The sequence below is a fragment of the Azospirillum sp. UENF 211521 genome (genome assembly GCF_058780535.1).
On the sequence record NZ_JBSNCF010000001.1, the window covers coordinates 3,019,126 to 3,040,694 of the forward strand.

21 protein-coding genes and 1 pseudogene are annotated in these 21,569 nt (G+C 69.9%); 12 read left to right on the plus strand and 10 right to left on the minus strand.

Annotated elements, in window-relative coordinates:
- Nucleotides 1–41: 41 nt before the first annotated feature.
- Nucleotides 42–1,397, minus strand: coding sequence for a methyl-accepting chemotaxis protein (locus ACWPN5_RS14185; protein ID WP_492295933.1), 1,356 nt, complete (start codon nt 1,395–1,397; stop codon nt 42–44).
- A gap of 286 nt (nt 1,398–1,683) precedes the next feature.
- Between ACWPN5_RS14185 and ACWPN5_RS14190 the strand changes: the two genes are divergently transcribed.
- The 8 genes from ACWPN5_RS14190 (at nt 1,684) to ACWPN5_RS14225 (ending at nt 7,571) form a co-directional block, all read left to right on the plus strand.
- Nucleotides 1,684–2,967, plus strand: coding sequence for a 3-deoxy-D-manno-octulosonic acid transferase (locus ACWPN5_RS14190; RefSeq protein WP_145681563.1), 1,284 nt, complete (start codon nt 1,684–1,686; stop codon nt 2,965–2,967).
- A complete protein-coding gene (lpxK, locus tag ACWPN5_RS14195; protein ID WP_492295935.1) occupies nt 2,964–3,974 on the plus strand; it encodes a tetraacyldisaccharide 4'-kinase in 1,011 nt (336 codons plus the stop codon). Before ACWPN5_RS14190 ends, lpxK begins: the two co-directional genes overlap by 4 nt.
- Nucleotides 3,967–4,875, plus strand: a complete 909-nt coding sequence (locus ACWPN5_RS14200; protein ID WP_492295937.1) for a lipid A biosynthesis lauroyl acyltransferase — start codon at nt 3,967–3,969, stop codon at nt 4,873–4,875. Before lpxK ends, ACWPN5_RS14200 begins: the two co-directional genes overlap by 8 nt.
- Nucleotides 4,876–4,888: 13 nt before the next feature.
- Complete coding sequence (locus tag ACWPN5_RS14205; protein WP_200477543.1) at nt 4,889–5,560, plus strand: LysE family translocator; 672 nt, start codon at nt 4,889–4,891, stop codon at nt 5,558–5,560.
- 129 nt (nt 5,561–5,689) lie between these two features.
- Complete coding sequence (locus tag ACWPN5_RS14210; protein ID WP_038526645.1) at nt 5,690–6,082, plus strand: NADH:ubiquinone oxidoreductase subunit NDUFA12; 393 nt, start codon at nt 5,690–5,692, stop codon at nt 6,080–6,082.
- 30 nt (nt 6,083–6,112) lie between these two features.
- Entirely contained in the window at nt 6,113–6,598 is a 486-nt protein-coding gene (gene mlaD, locus ACWPN5_RS14215) for an outer membrane lipid asymmetry maintenance protein MlaD (RefSeq protein ID WP_014241151.1), read from the plus strand.
- A gap of 154 nt (nt 6,599–6,752) precedes the next feature.
- Nucleotides 6,753–7,022 (plus strand): YMGG-like glycine zipper-containing protein, encoded by a 270-nt coding sequence (locus ACWPN5_RS14220; protein WP_137114903.1) that lies wholly within the window; start codon nt 6,753–6,755, stop codon nt 7,020–7,022.
- 105 nt (nt 7,023–7,127) lie between these two features.
- Complete coding sequence (locus ACWPN5_RS14225) at nt 7,128–7,571, plus strand: DUF2155 domain-containing protein (protein WP_492295941.1); 444 nt, start codon at nt 7,128–7,130, stop codon at nt 7,569–7,571.
- A gap of 21 nt (nt 7,572–7,592) precedes the next feature.
- On the opposite strand, the gene aat is transcribed toward ACWPN5_RS14225, so the two are convergent.
- A complete protein-coding gene (gene aat / locus ACWPN5_RS14230) occupies nt 7,593–8,234 on the minus strand; it encodes a leucyl/phenylalanyl-tRNA--protein transferase (protein WP_492295943.1) in 642 nt (213 codons plus the stop codon).
- Nucleotides 8,235–8,359: 125 nt separating this feature from the next.
- On the opposite strand from aat, the gene ACWPN5_RS14235 reads away from it, so the two are divergent.
- A complete protein-coding gene (locus ACWPN5_RS14235) occupies nt 8,360–9,013 on the plus strand; it encodes a ribonuclease T2 family protein (protein WP_492295945.1) in 654 nt (217 codons plus the stop codon).
- Nucleotides 9,014–9,290: 277 nt separating this feature from the next.
- Here the strand turns inward: ACWPN5_RS14235 and accC are convergent, their stop codons facing one another.
- The 5 genes from accC to ACWPN5_RS14260 all read right to left on the minus strand — a co-directional run bounded on the left by accC (nt 9,291) and on the right by ACWPN5_RS14260 (nt 13,990).
- Nucleotides 9,291–10,634 (minus strand): acetyl-CoA carboxylase biotin carboxylase subunit, encoded by a 1,344-nt coding sequence (accC, locus tag ACWPN5_RS14240; protein ID WP_014241156.1) that lies wholly within the window; start codon nt 10,632–10,634, stop codon nt 9,291–9,293.
- A gap of 20 nt (nt 10,635–10,654) precedes the next feature.
- A complete protein-coding gene (gene accB / locus ACWPN5_RS14245) occupies nt 10,655–11,104 on the minus strand; it encodes an acetyl-CoA carboxylase biotin carboxyl carrier protein (protein WP_114859007.1) in 450 nt (149 codons plus the stop codon).
- A 23-nt stretch (nt 11,105–11,127) separates the two neighbouring features.
- Entirely contained in the window at nt 11,128–11,577 is a 450-nt protein-coding gene (gene aroQ, locus ACWPN5_RS14250) for a type II 3-dehydroquinate dehydratase (RefSeq protein ID WP_014241158.1), read from the minus strand.
- Between the two features lie 125 nt (nt 11,578–11,702).
- The gene (locus ACWPN5_RS14255; RefSeq protein ID WP_247888168.1) at nt 11,703–12,470 is read right to left on the minus strand and encodes a substrate-binding periplasmic protein; all 768 of its coding nucleotides are present in this window, start codon (nt 12,468–12,470) and stop codon (nt 11,703–11,705) included.
- A 56-nt stretch (nt 12,471–12,526) separates the two neighbouring features.
- Entirely contained in the window at nt 12,527–13,990 is a 1,464-nt protein-coding gene (locus ACWPN5_RS14260) for a dynamin family protein (RefSeq protein WP_492295948.1), read from the minus strand.
- 187 nt (nt 13,991–14,177) lie between these two features.
- On the opposite strand from ACWPN5_RS14260, the gene ACWPN5_RS14265 reads away from it, so the two are divergent.
- Entirely contained in the window at nt 14,178–15,191 is a 1,014-nt protein-coding gene (locus tag ACWPN5_RS14265) for a cation diffusion facilitator family transporter (RefSeq protein WP_145681555.1), read from the plus strand.
- Between the two features lie 67 nt (nt 15,192–15,258).
- Nucleotides 15,259–15,810 (plus strand): hypothetical protein, encoded by a 552-nt coding sequence (locus ACWPN5_RS14270; RefSeq protein WP_492295950.1) that lies wholly within the window; start codon nt 15,259–15,261, stop codon nt 15,808–15,810.
- 206 nt (nt 15,811–16,016) lie between these two features.
- Here the strand turns inward: ACWPN5_RS14270 and ACWPN5_RS14275 are convergent, their stop codons facing one another.
- Both ACWPN5_RS14275 and ACWPN5_RS14280 read right to left on the minus strand, forming a co-directional pair.
- Nucleotides 16,017–16,355, minus strand: a complete 339-nt coding sequence (locus ACWPN5_RS14275; RefSeq protein ID WP_145681553.1) for a hypothetical protein — start codon at nt 16,353–16,355, stop codon at nt 16,017–16,019.
- A 117-nt stretch (nt 16,356–16,472) separates the two neighbouring features.
- The gene (locus tag ACWPN5_RS14280) at nt 16,473–18,911 is read right to left on the minus strand and encodes a methyl-accepting chemotaxis protein (protein ID WP_145681552.1); all 2,439 of its coding nucleotides are present in this window, start codon (nt 18,909–18,911) and stop codon (nt 16,473–16,475) included.
- Between the two features lie 488 nt (nt 18,912–19,399).
- Between ACWPN5_RS14280 and ACWPN5_RS14285 the strand changes: the two are divergent.
- A pseudogene (locus tag ACWPN5_RS14285) lies at nt 19,400–19,663 on the plus strand (helix-turn-helix domain-containing protein); the annotation flags it as partial.
- 649 nt (nt 19,664–20,312) lie between these two features.
- Here ACWPN5_RS14285 and ACWPN5_RS14290 read toward each other — a convergent pair.
- Complete coding sequence (locus ACWPN5_RS14290; RefSeq protein ID WP_492295952.1) at nt 20,313–21,488, minus strand: baeRF3 domain-containing protein; 1,176 nt, start codon at nt 21,486–21,488, stop codon at nt 20,313–20,315.
- Nucleotides 21,489–21,569 lie beyond the last annotated feature (81 nt).

Sequence of the window (21,569 nt, forward strand, 5' to 3'; positions counted from 1 at the left end):
ACCGGGCCGGACCGGCGCGCGGACGGCCCGGTTCCATCCGGTCACGCGGCGCGGATGCGCTGCATGAACAGGTTGACGCTCTCGCGCAGGCGGTCGGACTCGCGGTGCAGGTTGCCGGCGGCGCCCAGCACCTCCTCGGCGAGGCTGCCGGTCTCGGCCGCCCCGCTGGTCACCGCCCCGATGGTGTCGGTCACGCTGCGGGTGCCGCGGGCGGCCTCCTGGACGTTGCGGGCGATCTCCTGGGTGGCGGCGGTCTGCTGGTCCACCGCGGCGGAGACGGTGATGACGATGTCGTTGATGCTGCCGATGGTCGCGCCGATGCCGCTCAGCGCCTCGGCGGAGCCGCGCGCCACCTCCTGGATGCTGACGATCTGGGCGGAGATGTCCTCCGTCGCCTTGGCCGTCTGGTTGGCGAGGTTCTTGACCTCCTGCGCCACGACCGCGAAGCCCTTGCCGGCCTCGCCGGCGCGGGCCGCCTCGATGGTCGCGTTGAGCGCCAGCAGGTTGGTCTGTCCGGCGATGCTGTTGATGAGCTGGAGCACCGCGCCGATCCTCTGCGCGGCGTCGACCAGCCCGTTCACCGTTGCGTTGGTCCGCTCCGCCTCGGCCACGGCGCCGCGGGCGATCTGCGAGGACTGGGCGACCTGACGGCTGATCTCGGCGATCGAGCTGGTGAGCTGCTCCGACGCGGCGGCGACCGTCTGCACGTTGGCGGACGCCTGCTCGGCGGCGGCGGCGACGGCGAGCGACTGGCGGTTGGTGGTGGCGGCGATCTGCGCCATCCGCTGGGCGTTGCCCTTCATCTCGTCCGACGCGGCCACCGTGTTGTCGGCGATGCCGCGGACGCTGCCCTCCAGGCTGTCGGCGACCTGGCTCAGGATGGCGCGCTTGCTCTCCTGCTCGGCCGCCGCGTAGGTCTCCAGCAGCACTTCGAGGTCGAGCCAGGCGACGCGTCCCAGCGTGTCGCGCAGCGCCGCCGCCTCCGCCGCCTTCTTCGCTCCGAACAGCGACCGCTGACCGGCCGCCGCGTCGAGCCCCAATTCGCGGACGATGCCGCTGGACACCGTGTGATGGCAGATGGCCACCGCATAGCCCGGCACACCGTGGTCATAGAAGGCCTTGGCCAGCCGGTGGGCGGATTCCAGGAAGCCCGGCCCCAGGTCGCCCGCGACCACGCGGCTCCAGTGGGCAACGCGCGCGGCGTGCACGTCCGGCAGGGTCAGGGCGTCGCGGATCTCCGGCCAGGCCGCGAAGGCGCCGTGCCACTGCTCCAGCAGCCGGGGGAGGCGGTGCTGGGCGAAGTCCCTGTTGGCGCGCAGACGCGCGATGTCCGCTTCGGTGATGCTGAAGGCCCGGAGCCGGTTTTCCTGGCCGTCACGTTCCTGTACGCCCGCCATGATCGTTATCATCCTGAAATGTTGGAGGCCGGCGCGTTGCCCGCCTTCCTCGAAACTGCCAACGTTTCTACGCCATCAGGATAGCAGCGGATTGCTTCAAAATTATCATAAGGGGTCGCAAAATCGTCATACCCTAGTATGCGAGCGAGCCCCATACGGCCGTCAGCCTTCCGGCAGGCACGAGCGCAAAGGCTTACCTCTGCCACAGCCCCCCGTGCTAAAGTGGTGGGGACCGCGGCCGGGAAACTTGGCCGCGTTGGTTTTGTCGGATGGCGTTTCGACCCGCATGCTTCAGTCACTCTACCGCGGCCTGACGACCCTCGCCGGGCCGGCGGTTCGTCTGTATCTCGACCGGCGGCTGGCCGCCGGCAAGGAGGACTCCGCCCGCCGGGAGGAACGCTTCGGCACGGCCGCGCGGCCGCGCCCGCCCGGACGGCTCGCCTGGATTCACGCGGCCAGCGTGGGGGAAGCCAACTCGGTCCTCGTCCTCATCGACCGCCTGCTCGACGCGGCGCCGGACCTGACGGTCCTGATGACCACCGGCACGGTCACCTCGGCGGAGCTGATGGCCCGCCGCCTGCCGGAGCGCGCCTTTCACCAGTATGTGCCGGTGGACCTGCCGGGCGCGGTGGACCGTTTTCTCGACCATTGGCGCCCCGACCTGGTGCTGTGGACGGAATCGGAGATCTGGCCCAACCTGCTCGGCGCCGTGCGGGCGCGCGGCATCCCGGCGGCGCTGGTCAACGCGCGCATGTCGGAGCGCTCCTTCAACCGCTGGCGCTGCGCGTCGGGCCTGATCACGCCGCTGCTCTCCACCTTCCAGGTCACGCTGGCCCAGTCGGAGGAGGACGCCGACCGGCTGCGCCGTCTCGGCGCCCGGGGCGTCGTCAGCGTCGGCAACCTGAAATTCTCCGCCGAGCCGCCGCCCGCCGACCCCACGGCCCTGGCGGCCCTGCGCGCGGCCTGCGCCGGACGCCCGGTCTGGCTGCTCGCCAGCACCCATCCCGGCGAGGACGAGTTGGCCGCCGCGGTGCATGACGCGCTGGCCGAGCGCCTGCCCGGCCTGCTGACCCTGTTGATCCCCCGCCACGCCCACCGCGGCTCCGACATCGCGGCGCTGCTGCGCGGGCGCGGCCTGACCGTCTCGCGGCGCAGCGAGGACGCCCTGCCCGCCGCCGCCGACGCCGTGCACATCGCCGACACGATGGGCGAGATGGGGCTGTTCTACCGGCTGGCCCCGGTGGTCTGCATGGGCGGTTCCTTCGTGCCGCACGGCGGCCAGAACCCGGTGGAGCCGGCGCTGCTCGGCTGCGCCGTGCTGTACGGCCCGCACATGTGGAATTTCGCCGAGATCACCGCCCAGCTCGAAGCCGCCGGAGGCGCCCTGCCGGTCGCCGATGCGGAGGCGCTGCCCGACACGGTCGGGCGCCTGCTGGCCGACGAGGACGCCCGCGCCCGCGTCGCCGCCGGCGCCGCCGCGGTGACCGAAGGCAACCGGCGGATCGTCGACCGCGCGCTGGTGGCACTCGCCCCCGTCCTCGGCGCCGGACGCGTCCGGCCCGCGGCATGAGGACGCCCCGCTTCTGGTACGGGTCCGGCGGAGCCGCCGGAGCGGCGTTGGGCTGGGCGCTCGCCCCGCTGGGCGCGCTCTACGGGCTGGCCGGACGGCTGCGCATGGCGGCGGGACAGCCGGAGCGCGCCGCCGCCCCGGTGGTCTGCGTCGGCAATCTGGTGGCGGGCGGGGCCGGCAAGACGCCGGTCTGCATCGCGCTCGCCGAGGACCTGCGCGCCCGCGGCCTCGCCCCCGCCTTCCTCACGCGCGGTCATGGCGGGCGGGAGCGTGGGCCGCTGGCCGTCGATCTCGGCACCCACGACTCCGCCGCGGTGGGCGACGAGGCGCTGCTGCTGGCCGCCCACGGCCCCTGCTGGGTGGCGCGCGACCGCGCCGCCGGAGCGCGGGCGGCGGTCGCCGCCGGCGCCGCCGTCCTGGTGATGGACGACGGCTTCCAGAATCCCGGCCTCGCCAAGGACCTGTCGCTGATCGTGGTGGACGGTGCGGTGGGGTTCGGCAACGGCCATCTCATCCCCGCCGGCCCCCTGCGCGAGCCGGTCGAGCGCGGCCTGTCGCGCGCCGGGGCGGTCGTGGTGTTGGGCGAGGACCGCGCCGGGGTGGAGCGCCGCATCGCCGGTGCCCTGCCCGTCCTGCACGCCCGGCTGGAACCGGTCGGGGAGGCGCGCGCCCTGGCTGGCCGGACGGTCCTCGCCTTCGCCGGCATCGGGCGTCCCGAAAAATTCTTCGCGACGCTGGAGGCGCTGGGCGCCCATGTGGTGGAGCGGGCCGCCTTCGCCGATCACCACCCCTACCGCCCCGAGGAGGTGATGGCCCTGGTCGACCGCGCCAACGCGCTGGGCGCCCTGCCGGTCACCACGGTGAAGGACATCGTCCGCCTGCCGGAGCCTCTGCGCGCCCTGGTCCGGGCGGTGCCGGTGCGCGCCGTCTGGCAGGAGCCCGCCGCCCTCGACCGCCTGCTCGCCCCTCTTCTGACGGCGCTTCCGACTGGAGTTTCCCATGGCTAAGCCGCGCGGCCCCCTGGCGTCCTGGCTGACCCGCCGGGTCGCCTACCCGCTGGAGGCCGTCCTTGTCCACGGCTTCTGCGGGCTGTTCCGCGCCCTTCCCCTCGACCGCGCCTCGGCGCTCGGCGGCTGGATCGGGCGGACGGTCGGCCCACGCCTGCGCGGCACCCGCACCGCCCGCCGCAACCTGGAGCGCGCCTTCCCCGAGAAGTCCCGCGCGGAGATCGACGCGATCATCCTCGGCATGTGGGACAATCTGGGCCGAGTCATTGCGGAATACCCGCACCTCGACGCCATCGGCGAACACGGCCCCGGCGGGCGGACCGAGGTGATCGGGGCGGAGCGCATCGACGCCCTGCGCGAGGACGGCAAGGCCGGCATCCTCGTCTCCGGCCATTTCGCCAACTGGGAGGTCCAGTCCGTGACCGCGCGCAAGATGGGCGTGGAGCTGGGTCTGGTCTACCGCGCGCCCAACAACCCCTATGTCGACGCCCTGCTGACCAAGCTGCGCGGCGCCGCCTCCGGCACGCAGATTCCCAAGGGCTCGGAGGGCGCCCGCACGCTGATCCGCGTGCTGACCAAGGGCGGCCATGTCGGCATGCTGATCGACCAGAAGCTGAACGACGGCATGCCCGTCCCCTTCTTCGGGCGCGACGCCATGACCGCCCCGGCGGCGGCGCAGCTCGCCCTGCGGCTGGGCATCCCGCTGGTGCCGGCGCGGACCGAGCGCCTGGACGGCGCGCGCTTCCGCATCACCGTCCTGCCGCCGGTGGAGCCGCCGAACAGCGGCGACCGCAACGCTGATGTGCGGATTTTGATGGAGCGCCTGAACGCCCTGTTGGAGCAATGGATTCGCGAGCGCCCCGCCGAATGGCTCTGGCTGCACCGGCGCTGGCCCGACTGACGGAGAAAGTCCCATGGCCCTGCCGCTCGACCCGCATCTGCTTCAGCTCTACCTCGTCGCGGCGCTGGTCCTGACGCTGGCGCCGGGACCGGATTCGCTGCTGGTCCTGTCGCGCAGCGTGATGGAGGGGCGCAACGCCGGGGTGGTCGCCACCGCCGGCATCACGCTGGGCAACCTGATCCACGCGCTGCTCGCCGCCGCCGGCATCTCGGCGCTGGTCGCCGCCTCGCCGGCCCTGTTCGACGTGCTGCGCTACGCCGGCGGCGCCTATCTGGGCTGGATCGGCGGGCGGGCGCTGTGGAGCGCCCTGCGGACCGGCTTCGGCCGCCGCGGCGATGCGGAGGACATTACCGCCAAGCCCGAGTCGGCTCCGGCGCACCGCGTCTTCCTCCAGGCCCTGCTGACCAACCTGCTGAATCCGAAGGTCATCCTCTTCTATCTCGCCTTCGTGCCGCAATTCGTCGCACCGGCGCTCGGCCACGTCGCGTTGCAGATCTTCCTGCTCGGCGCGATCCTCGGCGTCATCGGCGGTCTCTACCTGCTGGGGGTGGCGGCGCTCAGCGCCGGTGCCGCGCGCCGCGCCCTGTCGAGCGCGCGGGTGCGGGCGGTGCTGGACGGTGTCGCGGGGGTGCTGTTCCTGGGCTTCGCCCTGCGCCTGCTGCTGACCGACCGGCGCATCGCCTGACGGCAAATCCGTCAGGCGGGAAAAGACGTTGCGGAGTCAGTGGACGCGCGTGGCCGGGGGTGTCATAGTGCCGCCCGCGTTTAACCGGCCAGCCCGTCCGGCCGAATGGCTTACCGACCGCGAGCGACGATGAGCGAGAAGATCTCCCTGATCACCTGGATGGCGAACATCCACATCCGGTTTGTCACCTGGCGCCGGGGCAACAAGGTCGGCACCGACCGCTTCGGCAACACCTATTACCGCTCCCCGAGCGCGATCGCCGGCGTCAAGGAACGCCGCTGGGTGATCTATGCCGGCGAGCCGGATGCCTCCAAGGTGCCGCCGGAATGGCATTCCTGGCTCCACCACACCACGAAGGAGCCGCTGCCGGAAGGCAACAGCGCCTTCCACAAGCCGTGGCAGAAGGAGCATCTGCCGAACCTGTCCGGCTCGCTGCAGGCCTACCGGCCGCCCGGGCACCAGTATGCGGGCGGGCAGCGCGTGCGCGCCACCGGCGATTACGAACCCTGGACTCCGGGCTGAGACGCCCGAGCGGTCCCTTAGGAATTTCTCATGCGCCGCAATGTGATTGAAACCGTGCTCGGCGGGGTCGTCCTCGCCGTGGCCGGCTTTTTTCTGGCTTTCGCCTACACCAGCGCCGATTTGCGCAAGGTGAACGGCTACGCCCTCACCGCCAATTTCACCAGCATCTCCGGCCTGCAGAGCGGGGCGGACGTGCGGATCAGCGGCGTGAAGGTGGGATCGGTCACCGAACTGACGCTCGACCCGAAGAGCTATCAGGCGGTCGTGCACATGTCGATCCACCCGGACATCAAGCTGCCCAAGGACACCGCCGCGGTCATCGCCTCGGAAAGCCTGCTGGGCGGCAAGTTCCTGTCGCTGGAGCCGGGCGGCGAGGAGGACATGCTGAAGCCGGACGGCCGCGTCGAATACACGCAGAGCACCCCCGGCATCGAGCAGCTCCTGGGCCAGGTCATCTTCTCGCTGCAGAACATGAGCAAGCCCGGCCAGGAGGGCGGCGAGCCGCCCAAGCTGTAGGCGCCGCACACGGAAACGACGAACGAAGGGGCCTCGCGGCCCCTTTTTTCGTTTGCCCACCCACTTTTCCCCGGCCTCCTTCGGAACAGCCGCGGCCACGCTGGCGTTTCCCTCCGCAGACCCACCACGGCACACTCATCAAAGGAGATCAGCGATGAAAGCCCGTTTCCTGGTTCTCGGCCTCGCCCTGCTCGCCGCCGCCTGCGGCGTGAACACCGAGGAGAAGGCCGCCAGCGGCGCTCTGGGCGGGGCTGCGGCGGGCGCCGTGGTCGGTGGGCCGGTCGGCGCGGTGGTCGGCGGCGCCGCGGGCGCTGCGGGCGGCACCGCCACCCAGAAGGTCGAGGAGAAGGAGGGCACCGCCGGTCCGTCGACTCCCAACGCTCCCTACGGCGGCACCCGCCCCAGCGGCAGCATCACCCAGTAAGCGAACCCGGCAAAGCGGTTCACGGAGTAGACGGGGAGACGCTTCCGGGCTAGAAGGCTGTCGGGTTTCGGCCCACGCCGTTCGACATCACGGAAGCGATCCCCAGTGACGACGATCCCAGTGACGACGACTCCGAAAAGCCTTCGCGGCGCGGCCCTGGCGGCCGCGCTGCTCTGCCTTCCGGTCCTGAGCCTGCTTGGCCTGACCAGTGGCCCGGCCAGCGCCGCCCCGGTGCCGGAGGAGATGGTCAGCCGCCCCGCCGCCAAGCTGCAGGGGCTGGACAAGATCACCGCCCGCACCTCCACCTTCACCATCGCGGTCGGCGAGACCAAGGCGCTCGGCAGCCTGCGCATCACCCTGCGCGCCTGCAAGGAGAACCCGCCGATCGAGACGCCGGAGACCGCGGCCTTCCTGGAAGTGATCGAGAACAAGCCCGGTGAGCAGGCGGAGCCGGTGTTCAGCGGCTGGATGTTCTCCTCCAGCCCCGCCCTGTCGGCGATGGAGCACCCGATCTACGACGTATGGGTGCTGTCCTGCGAGGGGGACTGACGCAAGCGCAGCGCCCCGCCCTCAGACCTCCGTGCCGAACAGCGCCGTGACGGCCGCCTCCTGATCGACGCCGCCGAAGTCGGTCGGCACCGCCAGGGCGGCGGCCAGCCGGCGGCGGTACTCGGAACGCGGGATTTCCACGGCGCCGAACTGGCTCAGATGCTCCGTCACGAACTGCGCGTCCAGAAGCGTGTAGCCCGCCGCCCGCAGCCGGGCGACCAGATGCACCAGCGCCACCTTGCTGGCGTCGGTGACGCGGCTGAACATGCTTTCCCCGAAGAAGGCGCCGCCCAGCGCGACGCCGTACAGACCGCCGACGAGCTGGCCCCCGCTCCAGCACTCCACGCTGTGGGCGCAGCCGCGCTCGTGCAGTTCGGTGTAGAGCCGCAGGATGTCGCCGTTGATCCAGGTCTTGGGGCGGTCCGCCGTCGGCTCCGCGCAGGCTTCGATCACCGCGCGGAAGGCCGTGTCGAAGCGCAGGTCGAACGGGCCGCGCCGCACGGTCTTGCGCAGCTTTCGCGGGACGTGGAAACCCTCCAGCGGCAGGACGCCGCGCCGCTCCGGATCGAACCAGTACAGCTCCTCGGAGTCGGCGTTCTCCGCCATCGGGAAAATACCGGCGGCGTAGGCGCGCAGAAGCAGCGATGCGGACAGTTCGATCATCGCCGACACTATAGCCGCTCGCCCCCTCGCCCCCGCAACGTTATCTCAGCGCACCACTTCCGCGCGACAGGTGGCTCCCACCATGGTATGCAACGCGTGAGCGTTCCCTTGGAAGGAATTCCAGCATGAAGACGGTTCTGTCGGCCACCACCGTCGCTGTGGTTGCGTTTCTCTCAATGACCGGCGCGTCATGGGCGCAGCGCAAGGCGGAGCCCGGCACCTTCGATTATTATGTGCTCAGCTTGTCCTGGTCGCCCACCCACTGCGCCAAGAATCAGGGCGACGCCGATCCCGACCAGTGCGGGGTGGAGCGCAAGTTCGGCTTCGTCGTCCACGGCCTGTGGCCGCAATACAGCAACGGCGGCTACCCGGCCACCTGCACCCGCGACCGCACGGTCCCTCGCGCCGTGGTCGACGCCACCATGCCGGTGATGCCCAGCGTCGGGCTGATCGTGCACCAATGGACGAAGCATGGCACCTGCAGCGGCCTGCCCGTCACCGACTATTTCGCGCAGGTCCGCAAGGCCTTCGCCAAGGTTAAGATTCCGGAGGCGCTCCAGGCCCCGAAGCCCGACCTGTCGATCCCGGCGACCCAGGTGGAACGCCTGTTCGTCCAGGCCAATCCCGGGCTGGAGCCGGAGTCGGTGGCGCTGGTCTGCTCCAAGCGCGACGTGGCGGAAGTGCGGCTGTGCCTGAACAAGGACCTGTCCTTCATGCCCTGCGGCGCCAAGGTGGTCGACCGCTGCCGCCGCGACGCGCTGCTGACCGCGGCGCCGTGACGGGGGAGGATTCTTGCGGGCAACAGGGTTTCCACGGATTTCACGGATTCAGGCACGGATAACACGGATTTCTTTGGGCTTGCTCAGCGCGCGCTGATCGACCAGGACCACACTGGGCACGGATATAAAAATCCGTGAACTCCGTGCTCAGGTCGGTGAAATCCGTGAAGACCTTGCCGTCCGAGAAGCCCGCACTCACACGAACGAAAAGAGCCCTTCCTCCCCATTGGGAAGAAGGGCTCTTTTCATTGACCCGCTCGGTGAACCGTTCGACGGCTTACTTCTTCATGCCCATCAGCTGTTCGAGCCAGTGGATGTCGTAGTTGCCGTCGATGAAGGCCTGCTGCGCGATGATGCGCTGGTGCAGGGGCAGCGTGGTGTCGACGCCGCCGATCACATACTCCTCGATCGTCCGGCGCAGCCGCATCAGGCACTCGTTGCGGGTGGTGCCGTGGACGACCAGCTTGGCGATCAGGCTGTCGTAATGCGGCGGGATGCGGTAGCCGTCGTAGAGCGCCGAGTCGACGCGCACGCCCAGGCCGCCCGGCGCGTGATAGCCGTCAATCTTCCCCGGCGACGGGATGAAGGTCTCCGGATGCTCCGCGTTCACGCGGCACTCGATCGAATGGCCCTGGAAGCGGATGTCCGCCTGGCCGTAGCCGAGCGGGGCGCCGGTCGCCACGCGGATCTGCTCGCGCACCAGATCGATGCCGGTGATCATCTCGGTGATCGTGTGCTCGACCTGCAGGCGGGTGTTCATCTCGATGAAGTAGAACTGCCCGTCCTCGAACAGGAACTCCATCGTGCCGACGCCGCGATAGCCGATGGCCGCCGCCGTCTTGGCCGCCAGATCGCCGATGAAGGCGCGCTGCTCGGCGTTCAGGGCCGGCGACGGGGCCTCCTCGATGACCTTCTGGTGACGGCGCTGGACGGAGCAGTCGCGCTCGCCGAAATGCACGCAGTTGCCGTGCTCGTCGCCGAGAAGCTGGATCTCGATGTGCCGGGGCTTGCCGAGATACTTCTCGATGTAGACCTCGTCGTTGCCGAAGGCGGCGCGCGCCTCGCCACGGGCGAGCTGGTAGGCTTCCTTGAGCTGGTCGGGGTTGCGGGCGACCTTCATGCCCTTGCCGCCGCCGCCCGCCGCCGCCTTGATGAGGATCGGATAGCCGGTCTCGCGGCCGATCTTCTCCGCCTCTTCCAGCGTCGGCACCGGGCCGTCGGAACCGGGGACCACGGGCAGCCCCTGCTCCATCACCGTCTTCTTGGCGGTGACCTTGTCGCCCATGATGCGGATGTGCTCCGCGGTCGGGCCGATGAAGGTGAAGCCGTGCTCCTCCACCATCTCCGCGAACTGGGCGTTCTCCGACAGGAAACCGATGCCGGGATGGATCGCGTCCGCCCCGGTGATCGACGCCGCCGACAGGATCGCCGGAATGTTCAGGTAGCTTTCGCGGGCCGACGCAGGGCCGATGCACACGCTCTCGTCCGCGAGGCGGACGTGCATGGCGTCGGCGTCGGCGGTGGAATGCACCGCCACGGTCTGGATTCCCATCTCGCGGCAGGCGCGGTGGATGCGCAGAGCAATCTCACCGCGGTTCGCGATCAGGACCTTCTCGAACATCGCCAAGGGATGATCCCCGCTCACTCGATGATCATAAGGACTTCGCCGAACTCCACCGGCTGGCTGTCGGAGATCAGGATCTCGACAACCGTGCCGCCCCGCGGGGCCTTGATGGGGTTCATGACCTTCATCGCCTCGATGATGAGGACGGTCTGGCCGGCCTTCACCGTGTCGCCGACGCGCACGAAGGGCGTACCGCCCGGCTCGGCGGCGGCGTAGGCCGTGCCGACCATCGGCGAGGTGACGGCGCCGGGATGGCTGGCGGGCTTGCCCGCCGGGGCGGCGGCCGCAGCGGCGACCGGAGCGGGAGCGGCGACCGGAGCGTGCACGGCCACCGCCTGGGCGGCCGTCGGGCGGGTGACGCGGATCCGCTTCTCGCCCTCGGCAAACTCGATCTCGCTCAAGCCCGTCTCACGCAGGAGATCCGCCAGCTTGCGGACCAGATCGCCGTCGATGTCGAAGCTTGCCATGGTGTTCGTTTTTCCCGTGTTCCTTAGTCGCGCTCGAGGATATTCGCCATGGCGTCCAGCGCCAGCAGATACCCGTGAGGGCCGAAGCCGCAGATCATCCCCTTGGCCACCGCGGAAATGTGCGAGTGGTGGCGGATGGCCTCACGCTTGTAGATGTTGGAGAGATGCACCTCGACGATCGGCAGCTCGGACAGGATCAGCGCGTCCATGATGGCGACGGAGGTGTGGCTGTAGGCGCCGGCGTTGATGACGATGCCGTCATGCTCCGTCCGCGCCTGCTGAATCCAGGAAACGAGTTCGCCCTCGTGGTTCGACTGCCGGAAGTCGATGGCCAGCCCGAGCTGTTCGGCGCGTTCCTGGCACGCGCCTTCCAGATCATCGAGAGTCATGGAGCCATAAATGTGCGGTTCGCGCACGCCCAGCATGTTCAGGTTCGGTCCGTTCAGGACCAGAACGGAAGCGTCGATGGCCACGGGCCACGCCCCTTTTCCAAGATCGAGTCCGCGCGTTTATAGCACTTTGCGTCGCGCTGGCAATGCCGCATGGCGCAAACGTTACGGCCATTCGGCGTGTTCTGCCCCCTTCGGCGCCAAACGCCTCACGGCGCGGCGGACAGATGACGGCGCAGAATCTCCTCGAAGGCGCCGCCGTCCTTCAGCTTCTTCAATCCGGCGTTGAAGGCGGCCAGGATCGCCGCCGCTTCCGGCAACGAACGGGAGAGAATCAGGTGCTGCCCGGCGCGGGCATAGGGCAAGGGGGCGATGCGGATCTCCTCCCCGGCCGCCGCCTTCGCCACCGCGCTGCGCCCAGTGAACTCGTCGATGACGAAGGCGTCCACCCGGCCGGAGGCGACCATCCGCACGCAGGCCGGCAGGTCCGCCGGGCTTTCCCGCGCCAGCGCGCCCGCCGCGGCCAGCTCCGCCAGTTCCGGCGGCAGGGCGTAGCCGACCGGCGCGCAGACCGTGCGGCCCCGGAAGTCCCCCGGCTCACGGAAGTCCATGCCGCTGTGGGCGGACAGGTAGACGAGTTGGCGCACTTCCAGCAGCGGGTCGGAGAACAGCATCTCCATGGCGCGGTCCGGCGTGCGCACATAGGGGAAAGTGCCGAGGAACTTGCCCGCCAGCACGCCGTCGTAGCCGCGGCGCCAGGGCATGAAGCGCACCTCGTAGCGCAGCCCGACCTCGCCGAAAGCGCGGCGCACGATGTCGGTCAGCAGGCCGCCCTCCGGCAGGTCCTCCCCGGTGAAAGGGGCGAAGTCGTTGCCGGTGACCAGATCCAGGGCCGGGCCAAGGGGGGCCGGGCCGAGGGGCGCCGAATCGAGCGGGGCCGCCCGGACGGGACCGGCCGCCGCCAGCAGCAGGAGCATGGCCAGGAGACACCGCCGCCCCGCCATCGCCCCGCCCCTCTTCCGCGGCCGCCCGCTCACTCCGCCGGGGCGCGGTTGCGCCGCCCGGCGGGGTCGGTGAACAGGTCGTTGATGCGCTGGACATGCTCCGCCACCGCCTCGCGGATGGAGAAGATGCGCTTCTCGGCGCCGCCGCTCCAGCCCGCCGGCCTCTTGCGGAAGATCGAGCGGAAGAAGCGGGTGTTGCGCAGGAAGCCCTGCTGGAGGTTCAGGTCGACGTCGCCGTAGCGCTCCGGCAGGCTGCGGGCGACCCGCTTGGCCATGAAGGAGCGCAGCCAGAAATGCCCCGCGCCGAACAGGCCGCCCAGCACCACCAGCGCCGCCAGAACCCCGACCGGCAGGCCGCCGGCCCAGGCCGGCTGCGACTGGGTCAGCCAAGTCAGGAACGCAGACACCGTGTCGCCGCCGGCGAGGCTGGCGATCCCGCCGAACAGCAGGGCGAGCAGGGCCAGCCACACCGCGTCGCCGATCAGCACCAGCTTGCGCCAGCGCTTCATCGCCGCGGCGAGCTGCGGGACGATCTCGCCCTTCAGCTCCTTCACGAGGCTGTCGATCATGCCGACGATGCGGTAGGCGCGGGCGACCTCCACCTCGTTGATGCGCACCTGGAGTTCGGCGAGGTCGGAGTCGCGCCGCGCCTCGTAGCGGGCGCGCACCGCGTCGTCGGCGATGGCGACCGCCGACTTGCTGTCGTAGAGCGCGTAAAAACGGCCCGACACCAGCCCGGCCTGGGCGATGGCGCGCTGCCAGGCGCCGAACACCGCCTCCAGATTGTCTTCCTTCGCCGTGGTGTCGATCTGGTTCAGGATGTAGCAGACCTTGCGCGCGTCGGCGCGGTCCACCGTCTTGGCCACCAGATGCTTCAGCGTGTCCTGCATCGCCCCCGGCTCCGGGTGACGCCCGTCGAAGAAGACCAGCACGAGGTCGGACAGCTCGACGATGTGGTCGACCAGCCGCAGCACCGAGCGGCGCTGGTCGTCGGCGTCGAAGCCCGGCGAGTCGATAAAGATCTTGCCGCGCGCCCGGTCGCCGGACAGCGTCTTGAGCTGCAGGTAGTTGTCGATGCGCTTGCCCTCACCCGCCGCGACCTTCTCGATCTCGTCGGCGATCCGGTAGAAGGGAAAGCGCGGGTCGGCGTTCAGCGCGGTGCCCGGCAGGGCCTCGCGCCGGGTCTCCTGACCGTGGCAGATCACCGTGAACTTGTCGTCCACCGCCTGGTTGCCGGTGTTCTGCAGCGGCGCGCCGAGATAGCCGTTGAGGAAGGTGGACTTGCCCGCGGAGAAGGTCCCCAGCACCGCGATCATCGGCCACCAGGGAATGCGCGTGGTCAACGACTCGTGCGGCCCCAGCAGGCCCAGCCGGACCAGCACCCGGTCGAAATTGCGGAAGGTCGGAATGACCGGGAGAAGGTTCGGGTTTTCCGCGCGGAGATGCGCGTCCAGGGCGGCGAGGCGCTGCTGGAGGGCTTGCCTGGGGGTCATGGCCGGCCGGGTCCCGTCTGCTGTGAAGTGGGGTGACGTGTCGTGTCGGAGGCATTCTCTAGCACGAGGCGCCGGTGCGATGGGCAGCGAAATCGCCATGGCTGGAAACGCCGTGACGGCGGTGCAGCATCGGTCCTATCCTGGCGCCGTCGTCCTAATCCAAGCATGACCGCGAAGGGGCAGGCCAGTGACTCAGGGACCGCGGGGCAACGGCGCCCATCGCCACGACCACAGGCATCATGATCACGATCATGGGCACGGAGACGGGCGTGGGCATGACCGCGGGCACGATCACGGCCACGGGCATTCCCACACCGCGACGGTGACGGCGGACAGCGAGCGGCGGATCCTGCTGGTCCTGCTGATGACCGCCAGCCTGATGGTGGTGGAGGTGGTGGGCGGCGTGCTGTCCGGGTCGCTCGCCCTGCTGGCCGACGCCGGGCACATGCTGACCGACGCGGCGGCGCTGGCGCTCGCCTGGCTGGCCTTCCGGCTGGGGCGGCGCCCGTCCGACCGGCGGCGCAGCTTCGGCTACCACCGGCTCCAGGTCCTCGCCGCCTTCGTCAACGGTCTCAGCCTGTTCCTGCTCTCCGCCTGGATCCTGTGGGAGGCGGCGCAGCGGCTGATGGAGCCCCAGCCGGTGCTCGGCGGCACCATGATGGCGGTGGCGGTGCTGGGCGGTCTGGGCAATCTCGTCGGCTTCTGGATTTTGCACCGCGGCGACCGCGGGAACCTGAACGTCCGCGGTGCTGCCCTGCATGTGCTGGGCGATCTGCTCGGCTCGGTGGCGGCGGTCGCGGCGGCGGGCATCATCCTGGCGACCGGCTGGACGCCCATCGATCCCATCCTGTCGGTGCTGGTCGCCCTGCTGATCCTGCGCGGCGCCTGGGAGGTGGTGCGGCAGAGCGCCCACATCCTGGTGGAGGGCACGCCGGTCGGCATCGACGTGGACGAGCTGCGCAGCGCCCTGCACGAGGCGGTTCCGGCGGTCACCGACATCCACCACGTCCATGTCTGGTCCCTGACGGCGGAACGGCCGCTGCTGACCATGCACGCCGTGGTGCCGCCGGGAACCGACCGGGACGCGGTGCTGCGCGATCTGGTCGACACCCTGCGCGGACGCTTCGGCATCGGCCACGCCACGGTCCAGGTCGAAACCGGCCCCTGCCCGGACGGCCGGGAGATGCACCACGCGGCCTGACTCGCCTCTTCTGTGACCTTCTTTGGTGGCAGGGATCGGAACAGGGGCCTGAAGCGTTGCTTTCGGCATGACTGCCGAAAACGACCCCGACACCGATTCCCTGCGCCTGACCGCGGAGGAGCTGGCCTTCCTGCTCAGCGATCCGCAGAGCCACGCGGACCGGGAGGAACGCAACGCCCGCGCCAACCGGGCCCGCACCGAGCGGCGGCGCAGCGACCCCGCCTACGCGGAGCGGCTGCGCAACGAGGATCGGCTGCGCCAGCGGCGGCACCGCGCCAAGGCCGCCATCGGCCGGCCCGAGCCGGAACCGGAACCGCCGGTTCCCCTGCCCGCCCTGTCGGCGGCGGACGCCCTGCATCGGCTGGAAGCCCATCTGGAGTCCGCCGCCACCCCGCAGGCGGCCCAGCTCCGCCGCCGCCCGGAGGTGTTGCGGCGCTACGCCGCGGCGTTCGAGCTGTACCGCAGCCTGTCGGAGCGCGGGGAGCGCCCGACGCGCGGCGCGCTGGCCGCCGCCTTCGCCGCGCGGCTCGGCGTGGCCCTCACCCCATCGCAAATCCAGAAATTGCGCGATCAGGTCGAGGGATTCGCCCGTCCGGGCGGTCCCTGGCACGCCGGCTGAGCGGCGGCCCGCGAAGGCCGATACAGCGCGTCACGCAGCCCGGCCCTACGGCCACTGTTCGGAGCACAAACGGTCGTTAACGCGCTATTAACTATGAATTAAGGAAGCGTTAAGGCTGTTCGGGCGCTCCGCCGCGTCCGAGAAACCGTGCGGGAGCGCTGCGTGACCGACTGTATCGGGCTTCGCCGTCGTCGGACACCGTCGTCCTACAGGTCGGTCGGGGCGTTCGGCATCGGCGGTTCGGACTTCGGCGGCGCGGGTTCGGCCGGCGACGGATTGGGGGGCACCGGGCGGGACCGGTCAAGACGGCGGATGACGATGTCGCCCTCCGGCGTGACCTCGGGCGGCGCGAACATCGGCACCTGCCGAACCCACCCCTCCAGCGCCTTCATCAGCAATTCCACCCCTTGGCGGGCCTGTTCGCCCGGCGTGGCGGGGGCGCCGGGCGGCGGTGTGTCGGCGGCGCCCGCCGGAACCGCCCATAGGGCACCGGCAAGAAGCAGAGGCAGCACGGGACTCAGGGGGATGAGGCGGCGCGCGGTCATGGGTTCGTCACTCCCGGTTGGTGGATGAGGCCGGTGTGATGGCCTACCCTGACAAACGTCCGCGCCGCCCATTCCATCGCACGCTTTTTTCAGCGTGCGTCCGATCGGACCTTCCGATCAGAACTCCTTCCAGTCGTCCTCGTCGGCGGAGGCGCGCTGCAGGGTCGCGGCGGCCGCCTTGCCCGCCGCCGGACGGGCCGGGGCCGCCGCCACCTTGCGCACCGCGGTCTTGGCCGGGGCCGGCTTGGTCGGGGCGATGCTCCGCCGCAGGGCCGGAGCCCCCGCGCCGTGATGGCCGGCCGGCGCCGCCGCGAAGGCCGCGGCGTCCAGCTTGAAGAAGCTGACCAGGGAGCGCAGGTCCGTCGCCTGGTTGGCGAGCGACTGCGCGGCGGCGGTGGTTTCCTCGACGAGCGCGGCGTTCTTCTGGGTCATCTCGTCCATCTGCGAGACGGTGGCGTTGATCTCGTCGAGCGCCGCCGCCTGCTCCGAAGACGCCGAGGCCATCTCGGCGATCAGCCCGGCGACCTGCTGGACGCCCGACACGATGCCCTCCAGCGCGTCGCCGGCCTTCTTGACCAGTTCCACCCCGTCCTTCACCTGGCTGTCGCTGTCGAGGATCAGGCCCTTGATCTCCTTGGACGCCTGGGCGGAGCGCTGGGCGAGGTTGCGCACCTCCTGCGCCACCACGGCGAAGCCGCGGCCGGCGTCGCCGGCCCGCGCCGCCTCGACCGCCGCGTTCAGCGCCAGCAGATTGGTCTGGAAGGCGATCTCGTCGATCACCCCGATGATGTCGGTGATCTTGCGGCTCGACGCCTCGATGCGCTTCATCGCGTCGATCGCCGAATCCGCCACCGTGCCGCCGGACTCCGCCGCGGTGCGGGCGTCGGCGGCCATGCCGTTGGCGCGCTGGGCGTTGTCGGCGTTGGAGCGCACGGTCGCCCCAAGCTCCTCCATGCTCGCCGCCGTTTCCTCCAGCGAGGAGGCCTGCTGCTCCGTCCGCTCCGCGAGGTCGCTCGACCCCAGCGAGACTTCGGAGGCCGCACCGGAAATCGCGTCGGTGGCGCGCAGGATCTGGCCGACGATCTCGCCGAGCTTGGCGGAGGTCGTGTTGACGTCGGTCTTCAGCGTCTGGAAGGCGCCCTGGTAGTCGCGCTCGACCCGCTTGTTGAGGTCGCCCTGGGCGAGCGCGCTGAGCACCGCGCCGAGGTCGGCGATGACCGCCTCCACCGTGTCGGTCAGGCGGTTGATGCCCTCCGACATGGTCCGGTAGAAGCCGTCCTTGCCGGAAAGGTCGAGGCGGCGCGACAGGTCACCCTGCGACACGCCGTCGATCAGCGCGGCGATCTCCTCGCCGATGGCCGTCTCACGGGCGCGCTGCGCCTCGTCGGCGCGGCGCTCGGCCTCCAGCCGCTCGCGCTCCGCCTCGTCCATCGCCTTCTTCTGGATGGCGTTGTCCTTGAACACCTGAACCGCCTGGGCCATCCGCCCGATCTCGTCACGGTTGGCCAGCGCCGGGATGGTCACCGTCAGGTCGCCGCCGGCGAGGTTGGTCATCGTCTCGGTCATCGACACGACCGGCTTCACGATGGACCGCGCCACCGCCCAGGCCAGCAGCAGGCCGAACAGGAAGGCGCCGGCCGCGATCGTCATGTTGGCCGACAGGGTGCGGTCCATGCCGCCGGTGGTTTCGGCCAGCACCCCCTCGCGGTCCTTGCCCTCGATCGCGACGGTGCGGTCGGAGAGGTCCGCGAACTCGACGCCGCGGGCGCCCATCACGTCGACCAGCCGGGTGTTCTCCAGCATGACGGCGGCGGTTTCGCGGAACAGCGAGACGTAGCGGTCAGAGAGCTGGTCGGCGGCCAGCGCCGCAGCCCGCCGCGCCGGGTTGCTCAGCCGCTCGGTCGCCCGGCGGATGGCCTCACCAAAGGCGTCGTCACGGGCCGACACTTCCGCGATGATCGACTCGTTCGGGCTGGTGAAGAAGCGCGACGCGGCCAGCCGGGCCAGCAGAAGCTGCTCCTGCGCGAGGGCGGCGTTGGCCGCCGCCTCGTGCTCGCCGTCGGCGATCAGGGTGGAAACGAGTTGCGACACGGTCTCGCGCGCCTTCTCGCCCGCCGGGACGAGCTGCTCGGCGTAGAGGCGGTCGCGGCGCAGACGAAGCTCCGCCAGCGTGTTGAAGTCGGTTACGTAATTGGCGAAGACCTGATTCATCCGCTCCAGCAGGGCGCGGCGCTCGCCGGTCGTGCCGTCAAGCGCGCCGCGGAGGTCCTTGACAAGGGTCGCCTGGACGGCGCGCACCTGATCCGCCACCTTGGGGTCGCCGAACGTGTTGAAGGTCAGCGCGAGGCGACGCATCTGGGCGACCTGCGCGTCGATGGAGCTGACCTGGATCGAGTGGTTGCTCACCGCCGCGTAGGATTCGAAGCCGTCCCGCGCCACCCCGAGGCCCCGCACGCCGATGGCGACCACCACCGCCAGCAGCAGCAACACCACAAGGAAACCAAAGTAAATGCGGGTCCCGACCTTGAAGCGCCCCGCCAGACTGCTTGTCTGCATCGACCTGATCCTTTGATTGCGACCCGGCGGCGCCGGCAGGCGTCACCACCGACCTTGGCCGCCGTCCGTCCATGCCGGCCCGACGCTTCGGACACAGCACAGACCATGGCGCGAACTCTATCCTCTCCGACCTATCCGAATTTGATTAGCAAAATGTTTCCACACCACGCCGAGCGATCGAAATCCCCACAATTTGAGATATGATTTCAATCAAGGCATTAAAAATGTTCAATCATTTCCACCTTGACGCCGGTGGAGGAAGCGCAACCCCCACGCGCGACACAGGCGAGACGCCGCAATCAGTGCCTTTAACAGATTGGCCGGCAAGGGAGCGGGAGAGTCCACACGCCTCCATATCTGCACAAATCATGTTCATCGCGCAGTAATTTCAGAGATTCCGCTTGCGCACTGAAAAGGCCTGTGTGAACAATCCTGTCAACATTCTCAAATCCTGCATATTTATTCGCAAGCATTGGAGTTCCGGGTCCATGAGCGAACCTGCGGTGCGCAAAAGGGGGCGGCGCGGATCGCCCGAATCCTGGTCGGTCGATGCACATGTCGGGCAGCGCGTGCGCATGCGCCGAACCATGCTGGGCATGAGCCAAGAAAAATTGGGCGAGGCCATTGGCCTGACCTTTCAACAGGTTCAGAAATACGAGCGCGGCTCCAACCGCATTTCGGCCGGAACGCTGTATCGCCTTGGCCTGGTTCTTGACGTTCCGGTCAGCTTCTTCTTCGATTGCTACGCCGATACACAGGTCCCCGCCGGAAAGCCGGCCACAGCGGACGATTCCCGGATCAGCGACAGTTCGATCAGCCGCCGCGAAGCGCGTATGCTGCGCCTGTGGCGCGCCGCACCGGACAGCGTGGGCGACGAACTTCTCTTGCTTCTGGGGTCCCTGTCGCCCCATCTGCGCGACGCGCGGGAGGACGAGGGGCGTGAGGACGGGGGGCGTGAGGACGGGGCTCGGAAGGACGAGGACGGGGGGCCGGCACACACCGCATCACCGGGGGGCCCGCCGCGGCAGCGCCTCGCCAGGGACGGGCTCGTGCTGACGGTCCCGTCATCCGCGAAGGCCGGACCATTGGTGACCGGCGGCAAGTTGGCGCTGAAGACCGGGGCTCCCCCCCGCATCAAGGCCGATGCGGCGGCCGGCGGGAAGCGGCGGCGTCACGGTGCGGTTTGGGACCCGGCGGACATCTACCGCGCCGGAAAGGCACCCAACGGCAAGCCCGGCAAAGCAACCACCTGACGGGGAAGCGCCGGCCCCGGCCGCAACACGCCGGAAGAAACGCCGGCAAAGAAACGCTGGCGGGGCGGCGCCATCGGGCACCGCCCCGCCTCGCGGACAGGTTCGGACATTCCAGGTTCGGACATTCGACGTCGGCGGCGCTGAACAATCAGAAGCGCAGGATCGCCGCCGTCGAGGCGCCGCTCGGCAATTCCTCCTTGGTCACCACATGCACCTCGCCGCCGCGCAGCAGCGTCTCGGTGGCGGCCTCCTCGACGAGATCGATGGCGCCGTCCGTCTCGCGGTGAAGCGGAAAGGCCCGGTGATAGTCCTCCCGAAAGTGGCCCCAGACCTTGTCGTTCTCGGCCACCAGGAGGACGCCGACCCGCCCCTCGCGCGCCGCCACCATCACGTCCTCGGCCCGCGTCGTCGTCCGCTCCGCGGTGCTGCGGTCGCCGTAGAGCGCGTTGAACCGCTCCACCGCCGACCGCCGCGTCGCCTCGAACATCGACCGCACCACCGCGTAGGCGCGGCGGTGCAGCTCGTCGACCTCAAGGGCGTCGGGGTTGGTCACGACTCCCGGCTCCTGAAGCCCCTGAAGGTGGGCGTCCTTGCGCAGGTGCCCCTGGATCTCCTCGTCGGCGACCAGGACGAGCGGGCCGCGGAAGGGCTTCAGATGATCGCGCACACGGCTGGCGACCCGCCCGAGATACTCGATGAGATGGGCCTTGCGCAGTTCCTCGGGGTCCTCGCCGAAATTGTGCGTCTTCACCATCGACACGCCGCCGCGGTCCGTGCGGTCGGCGTGGCGGGCCGGCGGGGCCGAATGCAGGTTGTTCTCGTAATTGGTCTCGGCGTGGATTTCCGCCACGCCCTGCGGCAGGCCGGCGTCCTCCTCCGCGATGCCGTGGCGCGTCGCGCAGAACAGGCGGGACCGGCCGGCGGTCACCGCCAGGATCATGAAGGCCCCGTCGTCGGCCAGCAGCGGCAGCAGAGGTCGCAGCGTGAAGCGGGAGTTGACGACCACCTCCTCCGGCAATTCGACCGGCACGCGGTGGATGGCCGAAATGCCCTTGGCCAGGAAGATCGCCAGCCCACGGTCCATGTGGCGCCAGAACTCGCCCTGCTCCAGCAGGTCGGAGGCCGGCTTGAGGAAGGCCTCGGCGTCGGGCCGGCGCAGGCCGTGCTTCTCGCACAGCTGGTCCTGGGCCTTGGCGAGCAGGTTGCGCAGCCGGATCACGTCTTGGCGGATGTCGCGCCCGGCGATGTGGGTGGGCAGGAAGATGGACACCGCCGGGGCGGCATCGACGCTCAGGAGCCGTTCCAGATCGTGTTTGCAGAACATCGCCTTCGTCGCCCTCCGTGTTGCTCGTTCGGGGAATTCCGAAGGGAGCAACCGGCGCGTCGGGCCATGGTTCCGGGGAGC

Bases quoted from the DNA above. Each gene is read 5' to 3' on its own strand.
- ACWPN5_RS14185 (WP_492295933.1), bottom strand. From the start codon at position 1,397: ATGGCGGGCGTACAGGAACGTGACGGCCAGGAAAACCGGCTCCGGGCC.
- ACWPN5_RS14190 (WP_145681563.1), top strand. From the start codon at position 1,684: ATGCTTCAGTCACTCTACCGCGGCCTGACGACCCTCGCCGGGCCGGCG.
- lpxK (WP_492295935.1), top strand. From the start codon at position 2,964: ATGAGGACGCCCCGCTTCTGGTACGGGTCCGGCGGAGCCGCCGGAGCG.
- ACWPN5_RS14200 (WP_492295937.1), top strand. From the start codon at position 3,967: ATGGCTAAGCCGCGCGGCCCCCTGGCGTCCTGGCTGACCCGCCGGGTC.
- ACWPN5_RS14205 (WP_200477543.1), top strand. From the start codon at position 4,889: ATGGCCCTGCCGCTCGACCCGCATCTGCTTCAGCTCTACCTCGTCGCG.
- ACWPN5_RS14210 (WP_038526645.1), top strand. From the start codon at position 5,690: ATGAGCGAGAAGATCTCCCTGATCACCTGGATGGCGAACATCCACATC.
- mlaD (WP_014241151.1), top strand. From the start codon at position 6,113: ATGCGCCGCAATGTGATTGAAACCGTGCTCGGCGGGGTCGTCCTCGCC.
- ACWPN5_RS14220 (WP_137114903.1), top strand. From the start codon at position 6,753: ATGAAAGCCCGTTTCCTGGTTCTCGGCCTCGCCCTGCTCGCCGCCGCC.
- aat (WP_492295943.1), bottom strand. From the start codon at position 8,234: ATGATCGAACTGTCCGCATCGCTGCTTCTGCGCGCCTACGCCGCCGGT.
- ACWPN5_RS14235 (WP_492295945.1), top strand. From the start codon at position 8,360: ATGAAGACGGTTCTGTCGGCCACCACCGTCGCTGTGGTTGCGTTTCTC.
- accC (WP_014241156.1), bottom strand. From the start codon at position 10,634: ATGTTCGAGAAGGTCCTGATCGCGAACCGCGGTGAGATTGCTCTGCGC.
- accB (WP_114859007.1), bottom strand. From the start codon at position 11,104: ATGGCAAGCTTCGACATCGACGGCGATCTGGTCCGCAAGCTGGCGGAT.
- ACWPN5_RS14255 (WP_247888168.1), bottom strand. From the start codon at position 12,470: ATGCTCCTGCTGCTGGCGGCGGCCGGTCCCGTCCGGGCGGCCCCGCTC.
- ACWPN5_RS14260 (WP_492295948.1), bottom strand. From the start codon at position 13,990: ATGACCCCCAGGCAAGCCCTCCAGCAGCGCCTCGCCGCCCTGGACGCG.
- ACWPN5_RS14270 (WP_492295950.1), top strand. From the start codon at position 15,259: ATGACTGCCGAAAACGACCCCGACACCGATTCCCTGCGCCTGACCGCG.
- ACWPN5_RS14275 (WP_145681553.1), bottom strand. From the start codon at position 16,355: ATGACCGCGCGCCGCCTCATCCCCCTGAGTCCCGTGCTGCCTCTGCTT.
- ACWPN5_RS14280 (WP_145681552.1), bottom strand. From the start codon at position 18,911: ATGCAGACAAGCAGTCTGGCGGGGCGCTTCAAGGTCGGGACCCGCATT.
- ACWPN5_RS14290 (WP_492295952.1), bottom strand. From the start codon at position 21,488: ATGTTCTGCAAACACGATCTGGAACGGCTCCTGAGCGTCGATGCCGCC.